Origin of the sequence: Calothrix sp. PCC 7507, assembly GCF_000316575.1 — a bacterium.
GTDB lineage: Bacteria > Cyanobacteriota > Cyanobacteriia > Cyanobacteriales > Nostocaceae > Fortiea.
The window spans coordinates 1,948,666-1,967,797 of the sequence record NC_019682.1; the positions used below are offsets into that span (position 1 = coordinate 1,948,666).

Consider the following 19,132-nt stretch of genomic DNA (forward strand, 5'->3'; position numbering starts at 1 on the left):
CGTGTCAAATTGAGCTACAACGCTTACCCGACATACGTTTTACCCCACCCCTCAATCCCCTCCCCGATGCCTTGGGGAGGGGAGGTTTTGGCTTTAGACAAAACCGGGGTGGGGTAACGCGGATCTTGATGGTAGGTGATTTAATTCAAAATCACGTTTTGACAAGGGTTTCACGTTAAGTTGACACCAATGGGCATTGCCGTGCCCTTACGAGAAATCTGTATCATTTTTTAGGTTTCTTATTCATTTCTACTCACCCTAAAAGAGCAATTCATCTGTCTAAATGCGTAAGAGGAAGTATAGTATAAAGGCTGCATTACGCAGCCTCAAGCATGAAAGTTTTAGCCTGTTTTTTAGCCCTATGGCTGATGTGATTTACGCCAGAGGTAGATTCTCATCACAGCGATGTGAATATTGGAATTCTAATTCGTTTTGCTGGTTTTTAATGCCTTTATAGGCTATCGGGCAAAGCTTGGTGTTGGCACTTATGCAATCCATGTGTGGTGTTTTGGCACACACTACCAGTAATCCACCCAAAATTAATAATAAGCCACAAATTGCTGCTGTCTGAAGTGAAGAGATTTCCAACGCACCATGAACAACTACTTCACGTAATACAGAGACAATTGTTACTTCTACTGCTACTCCTACAGAAATACTATGTTCTTGCAAGTAGACCATGAGCAGGCGAAATAATTCCACTAAAATCAATACAAAGAGAATTTTTGCGGTGACTATTTTGTAGTCTAGTGGCTGCGTGAGGGCAATCACAATTCCCCACAGTTGTAGCAGCATGACGGCAAATAAACCTAGGCACAAGACAATCACAATTAGGTCTTGGAAAGACTCCATGTTGCGAACAATTGCCTGTCGATCAAGCCAGCGATCGCAAAATAAAAATCGACTCTTGAAGCGCTTCTGCATGTCAGTTTCCATTCCAATCAAAGTTCATCACAGACCAGCCGATTTACTCCATAATCCTATTGTTACCCAATGTTAAGGAATCGTGCCTCAGCGAGGTTAGTTTTTAGGTTGATATTTTAAATTCTGTGCTTGTTGCAACAATTGATCAGCATTTTTTGCCCAAGCGGGATTTCTCTGAGAATTATATAAATCTCTCGCATATTGAAATACTTGTGCTGCTTCTCCATACTGCCGTAACTGCATAAAGACTAAACCAGCACCGTAATAAGCGTTAGGATAGTTGGAGTTAGCTTGGGCTGATTTTCTAAAAGACTCTAACGCCTCTGGCAATTTTTTTTCTTGAAACCAAATCGAACCAAGATTATAATGAGCTTCTGGATATTTAGGGTTGATTTTTACGGCTTTGCGGAAAGCATCTTTGGCTTGGTCTATTTTGCCTTGTTGGAGATAGGATAAACCTAAATGATAGGCTGGTTCTGGTGCATTTTGACTATATTCAATTGCTTTTTTAAAAGATGCGATCGCTTGATCCCAATTTCTTTGCTGTTCTTTAAGTAAACCCAAGTTATAATGAGCAAAACCCAGTTTGCTATCTAGTTCTATTGCCCGTTGCAAATAATCATTCGCCAGTTGTAAATTGTTCCCTTCTAACAACGCTCCACCTAAATTTGCAAAGGCTAAAGCAAACTTAGGATCTGCTTGAGTTGCTCGATAAAATGCATCTGCTGCAGGTTGTAATTGTCCCGCTTGTCGCAATGCTAGCCCTAAATTATAGTGGGCTGGTGCCAGTTTCGGATCAAGCTGGGCGGCTTGGCGAAAAAATGCGATCGCATCTTGTACTCTCCCCGCCTGAATCGCCTGTAAGCCTTGGTTTAACTTGTCTGTAGCAGCTTGATTACCGTTCTGCGCCAGTAAAAGAGGAGGTGCCCTTCGGCTACTTTGACTTCTCCTGACGGAGACGCTGCGCGAACGCTCAGTACAAGTCTGTTCAGGAGAGGGGAGGGGGAGAGCAGGGGAAAGAATACTTTCAGATAGCAAAATTAAACTTACTAGCCCAGCTATGGGATATTTAGAGAATGATAATCTCATGGATTTTCTGACTGGCAACACTTTAAGTTAAGTTTACTTTATAAAAACTTTTGTGAAGCCTGATAGATTTTACAAAAATTTAAACTTCTGGATTAAAGTTTGTATTTATTAACTTTTATTTAGGAAAATCTTACAACAGAATACGATTTTTTTTTGTTCAGATTAAAGGGAGGATAATAACAAATTAAAGAGGGGATGATTCTTGTTTATCAGTTACCAGTTATCAGTTATCAGTTATCAGTTATTTTACTGTTGACTGTTCACTGTTGACTGTTAACTGTCTTAAGAGAACCATCTCAAATCCTTGGAATCAACAGGATAATGCGGTTAAAATGCTTTACCGCAAGGGAGGTTTTATGAACGAAAAAGTAAAATCGGGTTCGCGGAATGTAGCAATTGTTGGTCCTTATTTAAGTGGGAAAACTACTTTACTAGAAAGCTTGTTATTTGTCACAGGGGCAATTTCCCGCAAAGGTAATGTTAAGGATGGTAACACCGTCGGGGATAGTGCGAATGAGTCACGCGATCGCCGGATGAGTGTAGAAGTAAGCGCAGCGAGTACCGAATATAGTGGTACTCGCTTTACTTTTATCGACTGTCCCGGTTCAGTGGAATTTGTCCAAGAAACCTACAACGCTTTAATGGGAGTAGATGCAGCCATTGTAGTTTGCGAACCCATCCGCGATAGAGTCCTCACCTTAGCGCCCCTATTCAAATTCCTCGACGACTGGGAAATTCCCCATCTCGTCTTTGTGAACAAAATGGATCGGGCGAATATTCATGTTTTGGAAACTTTACACGCCCTCAAAGCTGTTTCTAGCCGTCCCCTAGTCGCCCATCAATACCCAATCATGCAAGGGGAACAGCTGACAGGCTTTATTGATATGGTGAGCGAACAAGCCTATCAATACCATGCAGGCGCACCAGCCGATCCGATTCCCTTCCCCGAAAACCTGAAAGCAGAAGAACATCAAGCACGGGCCGAAATGTTAGAAGCCCTAGCAAATTTTGATGATCATTTATTAGAAGAACTTTTAGAAGACATTGAACCGCCTCAAGAGGAAATTCTCCAAGATTTAAAAATGGAATTGGGTGCGGATTTGGTAGTACCTGTGTTCTTTGGTGTGGCTGAACAAGATTATGGCGTTCGCCCTTTACTAGAAGCCTTGTTAAGAGAAGCCCCCGAACCAGAAACCACAGCAGAACGTCGTTTAACTAAAAAAAGCACTCACCCCATAGCGCAGGTATTAAAAACTTATTACACTCCCCAAGGTGGCAAACTTTCCCTAGTGCGGGTTTGGCAAGGTAAATTAACTGAAGGTATTGTTCTCAACGGCGTTCGCGCTGGGGGAATTTATCGCCTTATGGGACAACAACAGCAGTTTGTGAATGAAGCTAATGCTGGTGAAATTGTTGCTGTTAGCCGTTTAGAAGGGATGAAAACGGGAGATACACTTACCACAGATTCACAATCGGTGAAGTCATTACCCAAAGCGGAACAGTTGGAACCAGTGTATGCCCTCGCCATTACTCCCGAAAGGCGCAACGATGAGGTGAAACTTAGCAGTGCGATCGCTAAACTGTTAGAAGAAGATTCTTCCCTAGCTTGGGAACAACACGGCGACACCCACGAAGTTATTCTCTGGGGACAAGGTGAGATTCATTTGCAAGTCGCCTTAGACAGACTGCGCCGGAAATATAACTTGGCGATGACAACCCACCTCCCACAAGTCCCTTACAAAGAAACCATCCGCAAATCTGTGGAATCGGTTCATGGACGCTATAAGCACCAAAGCGGTGGACACGGACAGTTCGGGGATGTCTTCCTCAACATCCAACCCTTACCACGGGGTGAAGGCTTTAACTTCCGGGAAACCATTGTTGGTGGCGTGGTTCCTCGACAATATATTCCCGGTGTGGAAATGGGTGTGCGAGAGTTTCTCACACATGGGCCTCTGGGTTTCCCGATGGTGGATGTGGCGGTGACATTAACCAATGGTTCCTATCACAATGTTGATAGTTCCGAACAAGCCTTTAAGCAAGCCGCCCGCTTGGCTATGCAAACGGGGATACCCCAAGCCCAACCCACCTTACTAGAACCAATTCTGCGTGTCCAAGTCACAACCCCCAATGAATTTACCTCCAAGGTATTGCAACTAGTTAGTGGTAGACGGGGGCAGATTTTAGGCTACGAAGGTAGACATGATTGGTCAGGCTGGGATAATATTTCAGCTTACTTGCCCCAAGCAGAGATGCAAAACTTTATTGTCGAGTTGCGATCGCAAACTCTCGGCGTTGGTTCTTTCCACTGGGAATATGACCATCTGCAGGAGGTGCCAGAAAAGCTAGCTGAACGTGTCCTGGCTAGCAATGGTAATGGTGCTAACGGTAACGGTAAATAATTAAAATCTCCCCTCCTCGCCTGCGGGGAGGGGCTGGGGGTGGGGTTTTAGGGTAATTTTGCAAGAGGTCTAATGAATATTTAATACTCCTTGGACATATTGTTGAAATTCTAATCCTGCTGTATTCCAACGTTTTTGAAATTCTTGTATCTTGTCTAATTTTATTGCTTTTCCATTTGAAGGAAAGTGAATAGCACAATCAAATACTTTGTCATTATGTGGAGAGTTTTCCCAATCATCTGTCATCCAAATCACTTGTACAAGACGACAAATATTAAAGTCCTCCTCAGTATTTATCTCACGATACAGTTGATTATTAAGCATTTTAACAATATGTGTTACTTTGGCATATTGTCTTAAAATTATCAGTTCGCCTTCTTGTGGGGCGCTGGCATTATTTTCGTCTTTATGATCTGAATTCTTCCAATTTAAGGTAAAAATCCTTAAATCTGGATACAGATTAGCTATGCTTTCGCTTTTATAAGCCCAGCCTCCACTTTTTTGAGGCTTAATATTTTTAGTCCAGATTAATTCATTTAAATCCATAACTGTTTCTCCAACTTGTTCTCACAGAGAATCTACAGTTATAGTTTTCCCAGAAATAGTAAAAAATTAGGCAAGGACTAGGATTCTACATCATTACGAGGGTGGCAACGAGAATATTGGTATCCAGGAAAACCCTACCGTTTATAGAGGTCTTCTCGTTTCCAATCCCGATATCCTGGTTGCGCTGGTCGAGTTTTGATTTGGTCAATAAATTCTCTTTCGGCTTCCCACATTGCAAGATTGGTGTGGGGTGCGGTTATTCTCCCAAGATGAAGGTCAATGGCTTGGCGAATAATCTCTGCTTCACTCACACCGGCTTGTTGGGCGATCGCTTTTAGCAGATGCTCTTGACGCGGTTCAATATAAATCTGCTTGCGAATTTTGCTGGACACAATTTTCATCAAGTAATGTATACATTACGTTATACATTATTTTGTTGTAGAGATGCGATCGCCTCTGAGGAAATCCCTAAGCAACTACTAAAATATCCGCGTTAGTCAAAGATAATCCGCTACTGAGTCTAGCAAATTGGATTTTAGCGATCGCACCCACACCGAACTGCTGAATTGAAGTATAAAATTCTCAAAGCGAGTGTTGAAAACTCTTACTCTCCGCACCTCTTCATCTGGAGCGTGAAATCAATTCATATTTTCAATCAGCAACGCCGATTTATTTTTGTTGAGTGTCAAATAGTTTCATAAAAACATTGGGAACTATTGTGATTAAGCATATGGCGCATCCTCACCATCAAGGAAAATCTCATGGGCTTCATAGTTTCCCTCCTCACCAGCTTGATCACAATTCTTGTATATCTCAACACCAACAGAATAGCTGATGAAAGATATCGCTTGGCGGTACGTGGTATTACGCTATTAATTGGCTGTGTTGCAGTCCTAGCTGCTATTTCTAGGCTTTTAGTCATTGTCCCGTCCGGAAATGTCGGTATCGTCAACTTTTTTGGTCAGGTTTCCGACAATACTCTCAATCCAGGTGTGCATTTGGTTAACCCTTTTGCCAAGGTATTGAATTTTTCCACTCGCCTGAAAGATATTAAAGAAAACGTAGACATCACATCCCAAGAAGGTTTGAGCCTAAATCTCGATGTTAGTCTGCAATACAAGCTTGATCCACAAAAAGCTGCGATCGTGTATAAAACAATTGGCACTGACGAAACACAATTAGTGATTTCCCGATTCCGTTCTACTGTCCGCGCCATCACCGCTAACTATCCAGCCGGTGCCATTTACTCTACCAAACGCCAAGAAATCGCCCAAAAAATTGACCAACAACTCACTCAACAAATACCTGCTTTGGGTTTCGTTGTGGAAGAAGCTTTATTGCGAAACGTCAAAATGCCTGAGAAACTGCAAACGGCAATTCAAGATAAACTCAAGACAGAACAAGAAAATCAGCAGATGAAATTTGTTTTACAAAAAGAGCGTCAAGAAGCAGAACGAAAACGGATTGAAGCGCAAGGCGTAGCTGATGCTCAAAAAATTATATCTGGTGGACTTACTAATCAAGTGCTGCAATTAAGAGCGATTGAAGCGACAGAAAAACTAGCTCAATCAAATAACTCTAAAATCATCATTGTCGGTTCTGAAAAAGGTGGAGTACCAATTATGATCCAGCCAGAAGCAGGAAACCCAAAGCCTTAAAATTTAATATGTTGCTGAATTTATAAGCATATATCAATGTTCAGCTTGGGCGATCGCATCTTTATTCCCTACTAGCTCGCCCACTCCTATAATGAAAATAGGTAAAAACAGGTGTAATTATGCAAGCTCTTTTTTGGACTGTAGAAGAAGTTGCCCAACGAGCTAAACAATTTTACCAAAATGGGATTCGCCAACAAGTTGAACATGGCGATAATATTGGCAAGATGATTGTGATTGATGCTGAAACTGGCGAATATGGAATTGATAAAAGTGGTGTAGAATCAGCATTAATGTTAAAGCAGAAAAATCCCAACGCGAGATTATTTACCATGCGAATTGGTTATGATGTTGCCTTTAGCTTTGGTGGTTCTTCTATGGAGCGTACAGTTGAATGATTTGACGATCGCCCTTAACGATGAGCGAACAATCCTACACCTATGTTAAAGCCAAGACAAAAACGATCGCTCTCTCAATGTCAAGTACAAAAATCAGTGCGATCGCCCGCCTCTATAATAAGAATATAGAAAAACATTTACTGAAATTCGGACTTATGAGTATTTCCTTGACTCCTGAATTAGAGCAATTTATCCAAAGTCAAATTTCCAGCGGTAAGTATGCTTCGACAGAGGAAGTCATTCTTGCGGGTATTAAACTGCTGGAGGAAAGAGAAAGGATTTATCAGGGTAGATTTGAGGAATTGAAACGAGAAATTGCGCTTGGAGTTGAACAACTCGAACGTGGAGAACGACTTGATGGTAGAGCGGTAATTGAAAAACTACGTCAGAAAAACCAAGTAATGAGAAAAGCTGAGGCGTAGTATATTAATGGGCATCTACTTTGTATCACCTCAAGCCGCACAAGATTTACAAGAAATTCACGATTATCTGTTCGCAAAAAATCCAGATACAGCGAATAAGTTTTTGGATATGATCGCGCAAAAGTTCGACATACTGGCAAATTTCCCAAATATGGGACGCAGACGAGATGAACTTTCTCCCTCGCTGAGAAGTTTTCCTGTGGATGATTATTTGATTTTTTACAGTTCAATTGAAGGTGGAGTTGAGGTTGCTCGTGTTGTGAGCGGTTATCGGGATTTATATGCATTGTTTGAGGAACAATAATGAAGCGCTCTCTCAATATCAAGTAATTAACGCAACCCTTGCTATTTTAACAACTCACTCACCCAAACAATATCATCTTCCCCAATAGGCGGGACTGGTTCACGACTATAATCTATCGCCAAATCAAAACCAGCACGATCAAATAAATCCTGAATTACAGATTGTAAATCTAACAATGGTTCTGTATCACCTTTTCGTAGTGGTAAAACAAAAGTAGGTATCTGTTCTGGTAAATTGAAAGGATATAATTCTGCTCGCGGACGTAATTCGCTACGACTAACCAAGATCCGATAGTCTGACTGAATTTGATTACCTAAAATTGGCATAGGTTCGCCACCACGCAACAAGTCTATTTCTACTAAATGAGTGGAACTACCAAATACTTGTTGACGCTTAGTATCGTAAGCTTTTCTACCTTCTCCAGGGCGTTTATTTTTGGGTGAAAGAAGTTCAATCACTGTGATTACTTCCCCTGTTCCCACTTCCCTCACCTCAAGATAACTTTCTCGCACTTCTTCAGGAATAGGAATATTAACTGTTATGGGTTTAGCTGGTGGTGAAGCTACGGCAATATTAGATGGTTCTTTATCTGTCGCTTTTATATATCGTCCTATAGTTACATCTGGTATACCAACTAGAACAGAATTTCCATCTGTCATTTGATAAACCCGTTTTTCAATTGCGACTCGATATTTTGGTCGTAAATGAGGGAAAATTGCATCAGCGATCGCCACAATTAATCTACTATGAACTTCTGGCCAAAGTTCAGGATGTTCTAAGTAGGGGTTCATTCCTGGAAATGGTGAAGGCATAGGTTAACTAAGATAGATTGCTCTGTGCTGATCCTAGCAACGACTATGGCGTAAAATTTCTGTTGTAAAAACAAAATTTTCCCACCAATGACTGAAGATCCACAAACTTGGTATATTATCAAGCGCAATGCTGGAAGTTGCGAAATCGTCCCCAGCGAAGAAGTTGGGGACGATAATTCTGAGATTATAGAACAGTGGGGGCCGTTTACTTCTCAAGGAGAGGCGATCGCCCGTCGCGTTGGACTAATTAGGGCTGGCAAATGCCAACCCCAGTAGACTCAATGCACAACTTTTAATTCTTGACTCCGGTTGTAGTGGGTTTAGCAGCAATTTGTTTGCCTATCACTTCTACCGCCTTGGCAAATTGTGGATCTGCCAATGTAGCGAGTTTATCGCGCTCTTTGAGCCATAATTCCTCTTTCTGGGCATCGGTTAAATCCACCTTCACATCTGGATCAATCCCGTGCTTATTAATATCTTTACCACTAGGCGTATGGTATTTAGCAATTGTCACCGCTAGCCCCGAACCATCTTCCAAAGGCCGCACCGATTGCACTAAGCCTTTACCAAAGGTTTGGCTACCCACTAAAGTCGCACGCTTGTTGTCTTGCAACGCGCCTGAAAGAATTTCACTAGCACTGGCGGAACCTTTATCTACCAACACTACTAACGGCTTATTTGTTAAAGCGCGTCCATTGGCTATCTCCCGCTCTTGCTCGCCCTGGCGGTCAATAGTAGATACAATCGTACCTTTATTGAGCCACATCCTGGCAATCTCTACACTAGAAAATAGCAAGCCGCCAGGATTACCGCGCAAATCTAAAACATACCCAGAAACCTTTTTGGTTTCGAGATTTTTGATAGCATTTTGCATCTCCTTACCAGCATTAGCGCTGAACTGGTTCAGGCGAATATAGCCGAGATTACCTGCTGGAGTTTGCTTTTGCGAAAACTTCACCGGATGAATTTCAATACGTGCGCGTGTGATTTCAAAATCTTTTGTTTGTCCACTGCGGCGAATCGTCAGCTTGACTTTCGTATTTGGTTCACCCCGGATCAGGGACACCGCTTGATTGGTATCCATTCCCTTGGTGCTTTTGCCATTGATTGTCAGAATTTCATCCTTTGCCAGAATTCCCGCTTTGAATGCAGGTGTATCCTCAATAGGCGCAATCACAACGAGCTGCTTAGTTTTTTCATCTAGACTAATTGTGATGCCAATACCCGTGAGTTCCCCAGAGGTATCAACCTGCATATTCTTGAATTCTGCTGGGTCCATAAACCTGGTGTAGGGGTCATCCAGCTTTTTCAGCATTTCCCGGATGGACTTGTAAGCTTCTTGCTGACTAGTATAAGACTTGCTCAAGTACTCCTTCCGAACAGCCTGCCAATCTAGCTGATTAAAAGTACCATCTACGTATTGGCGCTGAACAATTTGCCAAACTTCGTCTATTAATTCCTTAGGACTTTCTTTAAATAAAGCCTGACCTCTTGAATGAATGCCAAGACTAGTAACAGCAATTGTTGAGAGCGTTACTGCCGTAGCACCCAAAACCAGCCTACTTTTTGTAATCACCATAATGACAGCTGTGCCAGAAGGAAAATTTTTTATAATTCAGTATGCTCAATCTAACACAGGGTATCACTGTCAGGACGGAGCATGTATTCTTATTACAACAAAATGTTAAAGAATCCGGTGATCTAAGGGATTGGGGACTGGGGACTGGGTTATTAGTTATTTCTCCCCCTGCTCCCATTCGGCTACGCTCACGGCAAGCCTGCCCCCTGCCCCCTTACGGCTCTACCCAGCGTCCATCTGCTTTAATCAGGTCAATTAATTCCTCTACGCCTTGGTCTTCTGGGACTTTTTTAATCTCTTCTCTACCACGATATAAAGAAATATAACCTGGAGTCTTGCCTACATAACCATAGTCAGCATCTGCCATTTCTCCGGGACCATTGACAATGCAACCCATAACTGCTATATCCAGCCCTGTGAGGTGTTTGGTTGCTTCCCTGACTTTGTGCAGTACTTCCTCTAAATTAAACAAAGTCCGGCCACAAGAAGGACAAGCTACATATTCCACCATAGTTTTCCGCAAACCTAAAGCTTGCAGAATGCTGTAGCAGACAGGAATTTCTTTCTCTGGTGCTTCTGTAAGTGAGACTCGGATTGTATCGCCAATACCGTCAGCAAGCAAAGTAGCAATACCAGCTGTAGACTTGATGCGGCCATATTCGCCGTCACCAGCTTCCGTTACGCCCAAATGCAGGGGATAATCCATACCTAATTCGTCCATGCGCTTGGCGATGAGGCGATAGGCGGCTACCATCACAGGTACCCGTGAGGCTTTCATGGAAATAACTATATTGCGGAAGTTGAGAGATTCACAAATCCGAACGAATTCCAACGCCGATTCCACCATCCCCTCTGGGGTGTCGCCATAGGTAAATAACATTCGTTCAGCGAGGGAACCGTGATTTACCCCGATTCGCATCGCCTTACCTTGATCTCGCAGAGAGACTACTAAAGGTGCTAGGGTTTCGCAGATTTTTTCGCCAATTTCGTCAAATTCGGCTTTGGTGTATTCACTTCTGTTGGTATTTGGCTTTTCAAAAACATACAACCCTGGATTAATCCGCACTTTCTCAATGTGCTTGGCGACTTCCAAAGCAATTTTCATGCCATTGTGATGCACATCGGCAACAATGGGCACATCTCGATAAGTGTGAATTAATTTTTGTTTAATTTCCGCTAAAGCTTTCGCATGTGCCAAACTTGGCACGGTGACGCGGACGATTTCGCAACCAATTTCGTGCAAACGACGAATAGCCGCCACGGAACCATCAATATCTAGGGTGTCTTCGTTAATCATCGACTGCACCACCACAGGATAGTTACCCCCAATGGTGACATCTCCCACCTTTACAGGACGGGTTTTACGCCGCTTGATTGTTGTATCAAAGATTGGTTGATTAGATGTGGTGTTTGCAGTTGTAACTGTGGGCAGAGTTTGCATAACCTCATTAGGTAAATTTGCTGTAGCGGAAATATCAAATTTCCAAACCTCTGTTTCTCAGATTGCCATAGGTGGGGCTATTTTGGGCGATGCCTTGGGAAAAAAAAGAAAATTTGAGTAAGAAGGAGAGATAAAGAGAAATTGACAGGCTTTTTAATTGATAGAAGCAGCAAAGATATCAGCTTTTTTAGCTGATTAGCGATCGCTCATACTACTGAGACACGTATGGTATCATTAATACCAATTATTTTATGAGTCAACCTTTAATTCCTGTTCTCCATTCAATGTCTTGATGGTGCAGCATTAATCGCAACCGTACTCAGCAAGTATTCGATTAACCTTCCCGATAGCTGCAAGTTATATAAGCGCCGCCTGAATGATACTTATCTTGTGGAAATAGAGAAAGAAAAGTATATTTTGCGGGTTTATAGGCGCGGGTGGAGAAATAAATCAGAATCTGTGAAACTTTAACTCAGACTTTGGTTCTGCATTCTGCTCAACTCCTGATGACCTCGTCATACCTCGAAAAGTTACGGAATTAATGATGTTTTCAACCAATAAGTATGTTGTGGCATACTTTTTTTAGTTAGTATAAACTATTGCCTATTGCCTTGTCTTCTAGGCACTATTTAAACATTTCCATAATTTATGACTATTCAAAAAAACACCCAACTACCTGTTCCCCCGCACTTTAACCCCGATAAGGTGGGCGAAGTCTGGCGTGTACCCTACCAAGAACGCGCCGCAGAAGCCGAAGCTTGGGCACAGCGACACAATATCAAACCAGCCTCTAGTGACAAAACTCGCATTTGTTTATTATTAATTGATGTTCAAAATACTTTCTGTATTCCCGACTTTGAATTATTTGTTGGGGGAAAATCTGGCACAGGTGCAGTAGAAGATAATCAGCGACTGTGTGAATTTATTTATCGTAATTTGGGAGTAATTACAACAATTGTACCCACACTAGATACTCATACAGCTACACAAATTTTTCATCCTATTTTTTGGGTCAATGCTACTGGAGAACACCCTATCCCAGCAGCTACCAGCATCACTCCAGCGGATATTGAGCAAGGTATTTGGCAAGTTAACCCAGCCGTGGCAGATAGTATCACTAATGGTGATTACGAATTATTAAAAAAACATGCTTATCACTACGTTAAACAACTCAGTCAAGATGGTAAATATCCTCTCACTGTTTGGCCTTATCATTCAATGCTGGGTGGAATTGGTCATGCTTTAGTTTCATCGGTAGAAGAGGCAATATTTTTCCATTGCATTGCGCGTCAAAGTCAAACACAATTTGAAATTAAAGGTGAGAATCCCTTAACAGAAAACTATTCTATTTTGCGTCCAGAGGTTTTGGTGGATTTTGCACAACGTCCGCTTGCTAATAAGAACATCCGCTTAATTCAGCAACTTTTAGAATTTAATGCTGTCATTATCGGCGGTCAAGCTAAAAGTCACTGTGTCGCTTGGACAATTGATGATTTGTTAACAGAAATTAAACAGATAGATGCGAGCCTTGCTCAAAAAGTTTATTTACTAGAAGATTGCACTTCCCCTGTGGTTGTGCCTGGTGTTGTTGATTACACAGAACAGGCAGATGCAGCTTATGCCAGATTTGCCGAGGCAGGAATGCACATCATCAAATCCAGTTATCAGTTATCAGTTATCAGTTAACTGGTTTAACACAGAGGGACGCAGAGGAATTCTCTGGATTTCAAAAAATCTTTACTTGATCAAATGACTCTTGGGATCTTCTGCTACCCAACCGAGAGATGAGCTAGCACGTACTTCAAAATGTAAGTGTGGTTGACTGGAAGTTGGTTGTCCACTGGTACCGACGGTTCCTAGTTCTTCTCCCTGTTTGACTTGTTGACCAACGGTAACTTTGATAGTGTCAAGTTGGGCATAGCGGGTTTGCATTCCGCCACTGTGGTTGATGATGACCAACTTGCCATAGGAACCTTGTTCATTAGCAAAGGCTACAATTCCAGGGGCGATCGCTTGTACATTGGTGCCTACTTTAGCAGATAAATCTACCCCGCTATGGAAGAATACATCACCTGTTGCGGGATTAATTTGCCAGCCATAAGGTAACGCCACAGTTGCTACTTCTGGCAAAGGGTATCCAGTTAGGGCAGCACGGCTGATTGGCACATCAACAGGGGTTGGAGTCGGGGACTTCGTTAAAGGACGATTTGGCGACCAATTTACTCCTGGAATAAACACAATTTTAGGGTCTTGTTGGCAGCCATTCACTTCAAACAGGGCATCAGCACGAACTTTATACGCCGCTGCTACTTGTCGCCAAGTTTGACCACGTGGTACTTCGACAACAATCCCGTTGTAGGGAGGAATCTGCAGTTCACTACCAACGGTAACTGTGCCATTTTTTACAACTGTATTCATGCCGATAATAGTTTCAGGTAGGAGGTTATAGCGCTGCGCTATACTCTCCAAAGTCTCACCACGAACTACTACATGACGCTGGAAGCGAGATAAGGCCGGAGTTGGGCAACTCCCCACTGCATAAGCGCTTTGTGACTTTGGGAGTGTGGATACTAGCCCCAAGGAACTGATTAAACTACAGAGAAACACCAGACGATAGGGAAAAGCCATGTGTAACAGTGAAGAGAGCATTAACTTTAGATTTTAGATTTGAAATTGAAGAATGGGGAATGGGGAATGCACTTCGACTACGCTCAGTGACCTGGGAATGGGGAGATGAGGGAGAAAATAACCTTGACTTTTGACTCTTGACTCTTGACTCCTGACTCTATAACAAATGACCAATGACCAAGTTCCCGATAAAATGATCTGTCCACTTGCTGTTTGCTTGACTAAACTAAGAAATTAGCAACTGCATTGCTGTCCTTAAGTGAAATCATTATGAAGTTATCCCTGAAGCAACTGGCCGTTTATCTATCTTTAGTGGTGATTGGCGGCGGTGCAGGTTTGTTAGGTAGTCGCTATCTTATGCCAGAACATTACTCTTTTCGGCAGCTAAGAAATGTGACTGTGGCTTTGCCTCCAGAGTCTGTAGCGCCTAATCCTGCGAGTGGGGCAATTGGTTCTACTGGTGGTGATAATGTGAATTTTATTGCCACGGCTGTGCAAAAAGTCGGCCCGGCAGTGGTGCGAATTAATGCTACGCGCAAAGTGCCAAATCCTATCTCTGACGCTTTGAAAAATCCCCTGTTGCGCCGATTTTTTGGCGAGAATGAGCAACCAATCCCGGAAGAGCGAATTGAGCGGGGTACGGGATCAGGATTTATTTTGAGTACTAATGGCGAATTATTGACTAACGCTCATGTAGTGGCAGATACTGATACGGTGCTGGTGACTCTGAAGGATGGTCGAAGTTTTGAGGGGAAGGTGGTAGGAGTTGATACTGTTACAGATGTGGCCGTAGTCAAAATCCCAGCTAATAAATTGCCGACAGTGAAACTGGGAAATTCACAAAATTTGATTCCCGGACAGTGGGCGATCGCTATTGGCAATCCTCTCGGTTTAGATAATACTGTCACCATCGGCATCATCAGCGCCACAGACCGTACCAGCGCTCAGGTGGGTGTGCCAGAGAAACGAGTCAGCTTTATTCAAACTGATGCGGCAATTAATCCTGGTAACTCCGGTGGACCTTTGTTAAATGCCCAAGGGGAAGTAATTGGTGTGAATACTGCTATCCGCGCTGATGCTCAAGGATTGGGTTTTGCTATCCCTATAGAAACCGCTGCTCGCATTGCTAATGAACTGTTTACCAAAGGGCGTGTCGAGCATCCTTTCTTGGGGATTGAAATGACAGACCTTTCTCCCACCAAAAAACAGCAGATTAATCAAGAAAATAAGCTCAACATTCAGCAGGATGTCGGCATTGTAATTAAGGGAGTGCTGGACAATTCACCAGCAAAACGGGGCGGACTGCTGCCTGGAGACTTGATTCAAAAAGTTAATGGCAAACCAGTTAAAACCGCAGCCCAAGTCCAAAAGTTGGTCGAATCTAGTTCAGTCGGAGATGTCCTGCAAGTCGAAGTCAACCGCAATGGTAAAACTCAAACTTTCAGTATCCAGTCAGGGGCTTATCCTCAAAAGAAATAGTCAATAGTGGCAAATCTACAATGCCAAAATTTTTAGTACCTATTGACTAGATAAATGCTCTAAATGCATTCTTTGTTCCATCTGACGCAAGAAATACCCCGTCATCATCGCCGATGCCAAAAGACCTGCTAAGTTATCCCGGTCTGTTGTAATTTGCACGTTGAAGTTTTCTGCGGGTAACATTCCCACTAGCCCTTGGACGTTTTGCGAAATAATTTGTTTAATTTCGGGACTAACAGACTGGGCGACACGGGCTAAAACTTCAGGCGACTGATGCTGTAGATATTTGAGTAACGGGTTGGGTTGTTCCTCAAAGTGGTCATTCAGAAGCTGATTCGGGTGTTCCTCAGAGTTGTCATTCAAAAAGTTGGGATCAAACACCATTGGCAGTTTTTTTTAGCTTAGTTGCTAATTCTACTCTAAACCATAGTACAAGGGTAATGCATTCTCCAGGGGTATAAGCTGGAGTGGGGAGGTTAGGGGGCAGGGGGCAGGGGATACTATTCAAAGAGAGGAAAGAACCCCGGGGGCAGGGAGCAGGGAGCAGGGGGAGATGAGGAAGGTGAGAAGACCTATTGCCTATTGCCTATTGCCCCATTCCCTATTTTGTCTCTAGTAGTCTGTCAGGGTTGAAATGAGGGACTGTAGTGTGAGCGTCTCGCTCACGCGGGCTTTTCGGCCCGCACTACCAAAAACCCCTCAAAACAAAATTGACAAACCACTAGTACAGTGCGGCGGAAATAAGCAGACCATTCTCAATCGCTAAAAAGCTTACTCCATATTACTTTTGACTTTTGACTTTTGACTTCCGCCTTGCGGTACTAGTTCTAAATCGAGTTCTAGTTGTTCTTCCTTCTGGTTGGTGGCTAGGATTTGAGGAAGTTGTTCGATTTGAAAATACTGATGGAATTTTGGCGTAATTTGTAGTGAGTATGACCGAGAATCATTGTCTCGGCGTTTCCGAACAAAGCCTAGTTCCACTAGTTCTGGAACATGTTGATAAACTCCGGAACCGCGTAGGTTAATTAAGTCGCTTTGAAGTACGGGACTATTGAGGGCGATCGCTGCTAATGTTCGCAATGCTCCTAAGCCTAATTCTACTGGAATCAGTGTTTGCACTAGGTCATGAAAGTCAGAACGCAGTTGCAAACTATAACCATTTGGCGTTTCTACAACTTCTAGGGCTGTATCGCGGCGGGCATAGTCATCAATTAGTTCCATGATGCCTTCTTCAACGGTGGCGCGATCGCACGCGGCATACTCGGCGATTTCGCCGAGCGACAGGGGCTTGCCCTTTAAATAGAGAATTGCTTCTATCTTCGTCGCTGTGGCTGTATTCATTTAGTCATTTGGCATTTGTCATTGGTCATTTGTCATTTGTCATTAGTTCAGTGACATCTGACACCTAACGAAAGACGAGTTTTTAAATGTGTGGCATTTTATCATTTAATTACAAAAACATCAAGTTTATTGGGGATTGGGGACTGAGGTAAGAGTTCTTAGTTATTTCTCCCTGCCCCCTCACAAACCTCTGCTTCTCAGGATAAATTCTGCGATCGCTAAATCTTGCGGAGTGGTTACTTTCAAATTTGTTTCCTCTCCCTGAACGATTTGGACTTCAATGCCACACTTTTCAAACAAGGCAGCATCGTCAGTTACTTCCCAACCTTGACGGACTCCTTCAGCGTGGCACTGTTTTAACAAATTAACATCAAATCCTTGGGGAGTCTGGGCTGCCCACAGTTGTCTGCGGTCGGGTGTACTCTGAATTACACCATTTTCATCAACTACTTTGATGGTGTCTTTGACAGGTACAGCAGCAATCAATCCCGAACAGTGGTGAATAGCCTGGGCACAAGAGTTGAGTAATTCTGGTGTGGCGAGACATCTAGCGCCATCGTGAATCAAAACTTGCTCGGTGGCTGCTGGTAACGCTTGCAAGCCATTATAAACAGATTCTTGGCGGGTGGAGCCACCACGAATTAATTCTACGGGTTTACTCAGCTTTAAGTCAGCGAGAATTCCCCTGAAGTCATCCCAATCAGTGGGTTGGGAAATAATCCCAATCCAGCTGATTGCACTGGCTGCATCTGCGGCTTTGAGAGTCCAAGCAATAATTGGTTGCGATCGCACTGTTAGTAGTAGTTTATTGCGATCGCTCCCCATTCTTCGTCCCGTTCCTGCAGCCGGAATTAGTAAATACACGCAATTCCTCCATATCAAAACTAGGGGCTAGAGAGCAGGGAGATGAGGGAGTGTAGGAAGTTAGGGAGGTAAGAGCGAAATAATTAATCCCCCATTCCCCATTCCCTATTCCCCATTCCCTAATTTCTGATACCTATATTCCCTTAAAATAGGGAGCGAGTAAGCGTCAATAAATATTATGCGAGTAGTAGCCCTTGTACCTGGCGGAATTGGCGATCAGATTCTCTTTTTTCCGACTCTAGATAACCTGCAGCGCTATTACCCAAACGCGCAGATAGATGTCGTAGTAGAACCCCGGTCAAAGGCTGCTTACCGGGTGAGCAAGTCAGTTCACGAGGTACTGACCTTTGATTACAAAGACCGTAATAGTCTAGCTGACTGGAGCAACTTGGTAGGTTCGATTCGCGATCGCGAGTATGATACTGCCATTGCTCTGGAGCAAAGCTGGTTGGTTGGCCTTTTATTATGGTTAACCGGCATTCCCACACGCATTGGCTATCAAGGTAAAGGGTCTGTTTTTCTCACTAACCCTGTACCATTTAAAACATCTCAGTATGTGGCCGCAGCTTATCATGACCTGCTACAACCACTGGGTATTGAATCACCTTACCCAGAACTGGCGGTGAATATACCTAAACCAGATATTGAGTGGGCACAAAATGAACAAAAACGCTTAGGGGTGCATGAAACAGGTTATGTCTTGATTTATGGTGGTTCCAAGCAGTCATCCCCGACTCAAGATCAGGACACAATCTATCCTGTGGACAAGTGGCAGCAAATTATTCAAGAATTCCAACATAAGCAACCCGATTTGCCTATAGTGCTCATTAAAACACCCGAAGATGAAGAATTTGTGCGATCGCTTTTAGATTCATCTCCAAATGTGAAAGTAACTTCCCCAGATGATATTGGTAAGTTAGCTGCGATCGTTGGCGGAGCGAGTTTGATGTTGACTACCGACAGCGTACCCCTACAACTCAGCGTAGCAGTACAGACTTATACCATCGCCCTATTTGGCCCCACAGACCCAGCAAAGGTACTGCCAAAAAGTGATAAATTCCTAGCTATTAAATCCCCCACGGGCAAAGTAGCAGATATTTCACCTCAAGTAGTTCTACAGAAAATCTGGGGTGGTTAAACCAGCGATTCTCTGAGATTGTATAAATACAGCAGAATTTTAGGAGCAAAGATGGAGACGCTCCGCCAAGGAGTCAAAATTCAGAAGTAAAACAGGCATAAAGCTAGGCT

General features: G+C 43.1%; 20 protein-coding genes. 9 read left to right on the top strand and 11 right to left on the bottom strand.

Annotated features, from left to right (window positions below; all coding sequences use genetic code 11):
- Positions 1 to 375 precede the first annotated feature (375 nt).
- Positions 376 to 924 (bottom strand): phosphate-starvation-inducible PsiE family protein, encoded by a 549-nt coding sequence (locus CAL7507_RS08510; RefSeq protein WP_015128054.1) that lies wholly within the window; start codon positions 922 to 924, stop codon positions 376 to 378.
- 96 nt (positions 925 to 1,020) lie between these two features.
- A complete protein-coding gene (locus tag CAL7507_RS08515; RefSeq protein ID WP_015128055.1) occupies positions 1,021 to 2,013 on the bottom strand; it encodes a lipopolysaccharide assembly protein LapB in 993 nt (330 codons plus the stop codon).
- Between the two features lie 356 nt (positions 2,014 to 2,369).
- On the opposite strand from CAL7507_RS08515, the gene CAL7507_RS08520 reads away from it, so the two are divergent.
- Positions 2,370 to 4,415: an elongation factor G gene (locus CAL7507_RS08520; protein WP_015128056.1), complete on the top strand. Its 2,046-nt coding sequence runs from the start codon at positions 2,370 to 2,372 to the stop codon at positions 4,413 to 4,415.
- 69 nt (positions 4,416 to 4,484) lie between these two features.
- Here CAL7507_RS08520 and CAL7507_RS08525 read toward each other — a convergent pair whose 3' ends face one another.
- Both CAL7507_RS08525 and CAL7507_RS08530 read right to left on the bottom strand, forming a co-directional pair.
- Complete coding sequence (locus CAL7507_RS08525) at positions 4,485 to 4,961, bottom strand: hypothetical protein (protein WP_015128057.1); 477 nt, start codon at positions 4,959 to 4,961, stop codon at positions 4,485 to 4,487.
- A gap of 134 nt (positions 4,962 to 5,095) precedes the next feature.
- The gene (locus tag CAL7507_RS08530; RefSeq protein ID WP_015128058.1) at positions 5,096 to 5,362 is read right to left on the bottom strand and encodes a hypothetical protein; all 267 of its coding nucleotides are present in this window, start codon (positions 5,360 to 5,362) and stop codon (positions 5,096 to 5,098) included.
- 360 nt (positions 5,363 to 5,722) lie between these two features.
- Here CAL7507_RS08530 and CAL7507_RS08535 point away from each other — a divergent pair, with 360 nt between their 5' ends.
- The 4 genes from CAL7507_RS08535 to CAL7507_RS08550 all read left to right on the top strand — a co-directional run bounded on the left by CAL7507_RS08535 (position 5,723) and on the right by CAL7507_RS08550 (position 7,740).
- On the top strand, positions 5,723 to 6,619 hold the full coding sequence (locus tag CAL7507_RS08535; RefSeq protein WP_015128059.1) for a prohibitin family protein: 897 nt from the start codon (positions 5,723 to 5,725) through the stop codon (positions 6,617 to 6,619).
- 119 nt (positions 6,620 to 6,738) lie between these two features.
- Positions 6,739 to 7,014: a hypothetical protein gene (locus CAL7507_RS08540; RefSeq protein ID WP_015128060.1), complete on the top strand. Its 276-nt coding sequence runs from the start codon at positions 6,739 to 6,741 to the stop codon at positions 7,012 to 7,014.
- A gap of 20 nt (positions 7,015 to 7,034) precedes the next feature.
- Complete coding sequence (locus tag CAL7507_RS08545; protein WP_015128061.1) at positions 7,035 to 7,436, top strand: type II toxin-antitoxin system ParD family antitoxin; 402 nt, start codon at positions 7,035 to 7,037, stop codon at positions 7,434 to 7,436.
- 7 nt (positions 7,437 to 7,443) lie between these two features.
- A complete protein-coding gene (locus CAL7507_RS08550; RefSeq protein WP_015128062.1) occupies positions 7,444 to 7,740 on the top strand; it encodes a type II toxin-antitoxin system RelE/ParE family toxin in 297 nt (98 codons plus the stop codon).
- A gap of 41 nt (positions 7,741 to 7,781) precedes the next feature.
- Here CAL7507_RS08550 and CAL7507_RS08555 read toward each other — a convergent pair whose 3' ends face one another.
- Complete coding sequence (locus CAL7507_RS08555; protein WP_015128063.1) at positions 7,782 to 8,552, bottom strand: DUF4058 family protein; 771 nt, start codon at positions 8,550 to 8,552, stop codon at positions 7,782 to 7,784.
- 87 nt (positions 8,553 to 8,639) lie between these two features.
- On the opposite strand from CAL7507_RS08555, the gene CAL7507_RS08560 reads away from it, so the two are divergent.
- Positions 8,640 to 8,828, top strand: a complete 189-nt coding sequence (locus tag CAL7507_RS08560) for a DDE transposase family protein (RefSeq protein ID WP_015128064.1) — start codon at positions 8,640 to 8,642, stop codon at positions 8,826 to 8,828.
- Positions 8,829 to 8,844: 16 nt separating this feature from the next.
- Here the strand turns inward: CAL7507_RS08560 and ctpC are convergent, their stop codons facing one another.
- Complete coding sequence (ctpC, locus tag CAL7507_RS08565; protein WP_015128065.1) at positions 8,845 to 10,131, bottom strand: carboxyl-terminal processing protease CtpC; 1,287 nt, start codon at positions 10,129 to 10,131, stop codon at positions 8,845 to 8,847.
- A gap of 214 nt (positions 10,132 to 10,345) precedes the next feature.
- Entirely contained in the window at positions 10,346 to 11,572 is a 1,227-nt protein-coding gene (ispG, locus tag CAL7507_RS08570; protein WP_015128067.1) for a (E)-4-hydroxy-3-methylbut-2-enyl-diphosphate synthase, read from the bottom strand.
- Between the two features lie 648 nt (positions 11,573 to 12,220).
- Here ispG and CAL7507_RS08575 point away from each other — a divergent pair.
- Complete coding sequence (locus CAL7507_RS08575) at positions 12,221 to 13,258, top strand: hypothetical protein (protein WP_015128068.1); 1,038 nt, start codon at positions 12,221 to 12,223, stop codon at positions 13,256 to 13,258.
- Positions 13,259 to 13,309: 51 nt separating this feature from the next.
- On the opposite strand, the gene CAL7507_RS08580 is transcribed toward CAL7507_RS08575, so the two are convergent.
- Entirely contained in the window at positions 13,310 to 14,200 is an 891-nt protein-coding gene (locus CAL7507_RS08580; RefSeq protein ID WP_015128069.1) for a M23 family metallopeptidase, read from the bottom strand.
- Positions 14,201 to 14,470: 270 nt separating this feature from the next.
- Between CAL7507_RS08580 and CAL7507_RS08585 the strand changes: the two genes are divergently transcribed.
- Entirely contained in the window at positions 14,471 to 15,679 is a 1,209-nt protein-coding gene (locus tag CAL7507_RS08585) for an HhoA/HhoB/HtrA family serine endopeptidase (RefSeq protein WP_015128070.1), read from the top strand.
- Between the two features lie 39 nt (positions 15,680 to 15,718).
- On the opposite strand, the gene CAL7507_RS08590 is transcribed toward CAL7507_RS08585, so the two are convergent.
- From CAL7507_RS08590 to ispD, 3 genes are all read right to left on the bottom strand, one after another.
- Positions 15,719 to 16,063 carry a DUF760 domain-containing protein gene (locus CAL7507_RS08590; protein WP_015128071.1) on the bottom strand — a complete coding sequence of 115 codons (345 nt, stop codon included), beginning with the start codon at positions 16,061 to 16,063 and terminating at the stop codon, positions 15,719 to 15,721.
- A 387-nt stretch (positions 16,064 to 16,450) separates the two neighbouring features.
- Positions 16,451 to 17,020, bottom strand: a complete 570-nt coding sequence (gene scpB / locus CAL7507_RS08595; protein WP_015128072.1) for an SMC-Scp complex subunit ScpB — start codon at positions 17,018 to 17,020, stop codon at positions 16,451 to 16,453.
- A 180-nt stretch (positions 17,021 to 17,200) separates the two neighbouring features.
- Entirely contained in the window at positions 17,201 to 17,884 is a 684-nt protein-coding gene (gene ispD, locus CAL7507_RS08600) for a 2-C-methyl-D-erythritol 4-phosphate cytidylyltransferase (RefSeq protein WP_015128073.1), read from the bottom strand.
- 178 nt (positions 17,885 to 18,062) lie between these two features.
- On the opposite strand from ispD, the gene CAL7507_RS08605 reads away from it, so the two are divergent.
- Positions 18,063 to 19,022 carry a glycosyltransferase family 9 protein gene (locus CAL7507_RS08605; protein ID WP_015128074.1) on the top strand — a complete coding sequence of 320 codons (960 nt, stop codon included), beginning with the start codon at positions 18,063 to 18,065 and terminating at the stop codon, positions 19,020 to 19,022.
- The last annotated feature ends 110 nt before the right edge of the window (positions 19,023 to 19,132 follow it).

Excerpts from the sequence above, each read along its gene's own strand:
- CAL7507_RS08585 (WP_015128070.1), top strand. The coding sequence starts at position 14,471 with ATGAAGTTATCCCTGAAGCAACTGGCCGTTTATCTATCTTTAGTGGTG.
- CAL7507_RS08580 (WP_015128069.1), bottom strand. The coding sequence starts at position 14,200 with ATGGCTTTTCCCTATCGTCTGGTGTTTCTCTGTAGTTTAATCAGTTCC.
- CAL7507_RS08525 (WP_015128057.1), bottom strand. The coding sequence starts at position 4,961 with ATGGATTTAAATGAATTAATCTGGACTAAAAATATTAAGCCTCAAAAA.
- CAL7507_RS08515 (WP_015128055.1), bottom strand. The coding sequence starts at position 2,013 with ATGAGATTATCATTCTCTAAATATCCCATAGCTGGGCTAGTAAGTTTA.
- CAL7507_RS08555 (WP_015128063.1), bottom strand. The coding sequence starts at position 8,552 with ATGCCTTCACCATTTCCAGGAATGAACCCCTACTTAGAACATCCTGAA.
- CAL7507_RS08510 (WP_015128054.1), bottom strand. The coding sequence starts at position 924 with ATGCAGAAGCGCTTCAAGAGTCGATTTTTATTTTGCGATCGCTGGCTT.
- CAL7507_RS08590 (WP_015128071.1), bottom strand. The coding sequence starts at position 16,063 with ATGGTGTTTGATCCCAACTTTTTGAATGACAACTCTGAGGAACACCCG.
- CAL7507_RS08545 (WP_015128061.1), top strand. The coding sequence starts at position 7,035 with ATGAGCGAACAATCCTACACCTATGTTAAAGCCAAGACAAAAACGATC.
- CAL7507_RS08560 (WP_015128064.1), top strand. The coding sequence starts at position 8,640 with ATGACTGAAGATCCACAAACTTGGTATATTATCAAGCGCAATGCTGGA.
- CAL7507_RS08575 (WP_015128068.1), top strand. The coding sequence starts at position 12,221 with ATGACTATTCAAAAAAACACCCAACTACCTGTTCCCCCGCACTTTAAC.
- ispG (WP_015128067.1), bottom strand. The coding sequence starts at position 11,572 with ATGCAAACTCTGCCCACAGTTACAACTGCAAACACCACATCTAATCAA.
- scpB (WP_015128072.1), bottom strand. The coding sequence starts at position 17,020 with ATGAATACAGCCACAGCGACGAAGATAGAAGCAATTCTCTATTTAAAG.
- CAL7507_RS08535 (WP_015128059.1), top strand. The coding sequence starts at position 5,723 with ATGGGCTTCATAGTTTCCCTCCTCACCAGCTTGATCACAATTCTTGTA.
- CAL7507_RS08605 (WP_015128074.1), top strand. The coding sequence starts at position 18,063 with ATGCGAGTAGTAGCCCTTGTACCTGGCGGAATTGGCGATCAGATTCTC.
- CAL7507_RS08540 (WP_015128060.1), top strand. The coding sequence starts at position 6,739 with ATGCAAGCTCTTTTTTGGACTGTAGAAGAAGTTGCCCAACGAGCTAAA.
- ctpC (WP_015128065.1), bottom strand. The coding sequence starts at position 10,131 with ATGGTGATTACAAAAAGTAGGCTGGTTTTGGGTGCTACGGCAGTAACG.
- CAL7507_RS08520 (WP_015128056.1), top strand. The coding sequence starts at position 2,370 with ATGAACGAAAAAGTAAAATCGGGTTCGCGGAATGTAGCAATTGTTGGT.
- CAL7507_RS08550 (WP_015128062.1), top strand. The coding sequence starts at position 7,444 with ATGGGCATCTACTTTGTATCACCTCAAGCCGCACAAGATTTACAAGAA.
- CAL7507_RS08530 (WP_015128058.1), bottom strand. The coding sequence starts at position 5,362 with ATGAAAATTGTGTCCAGCAAAATTCGCAAGCAGATTTATATTGAACCG.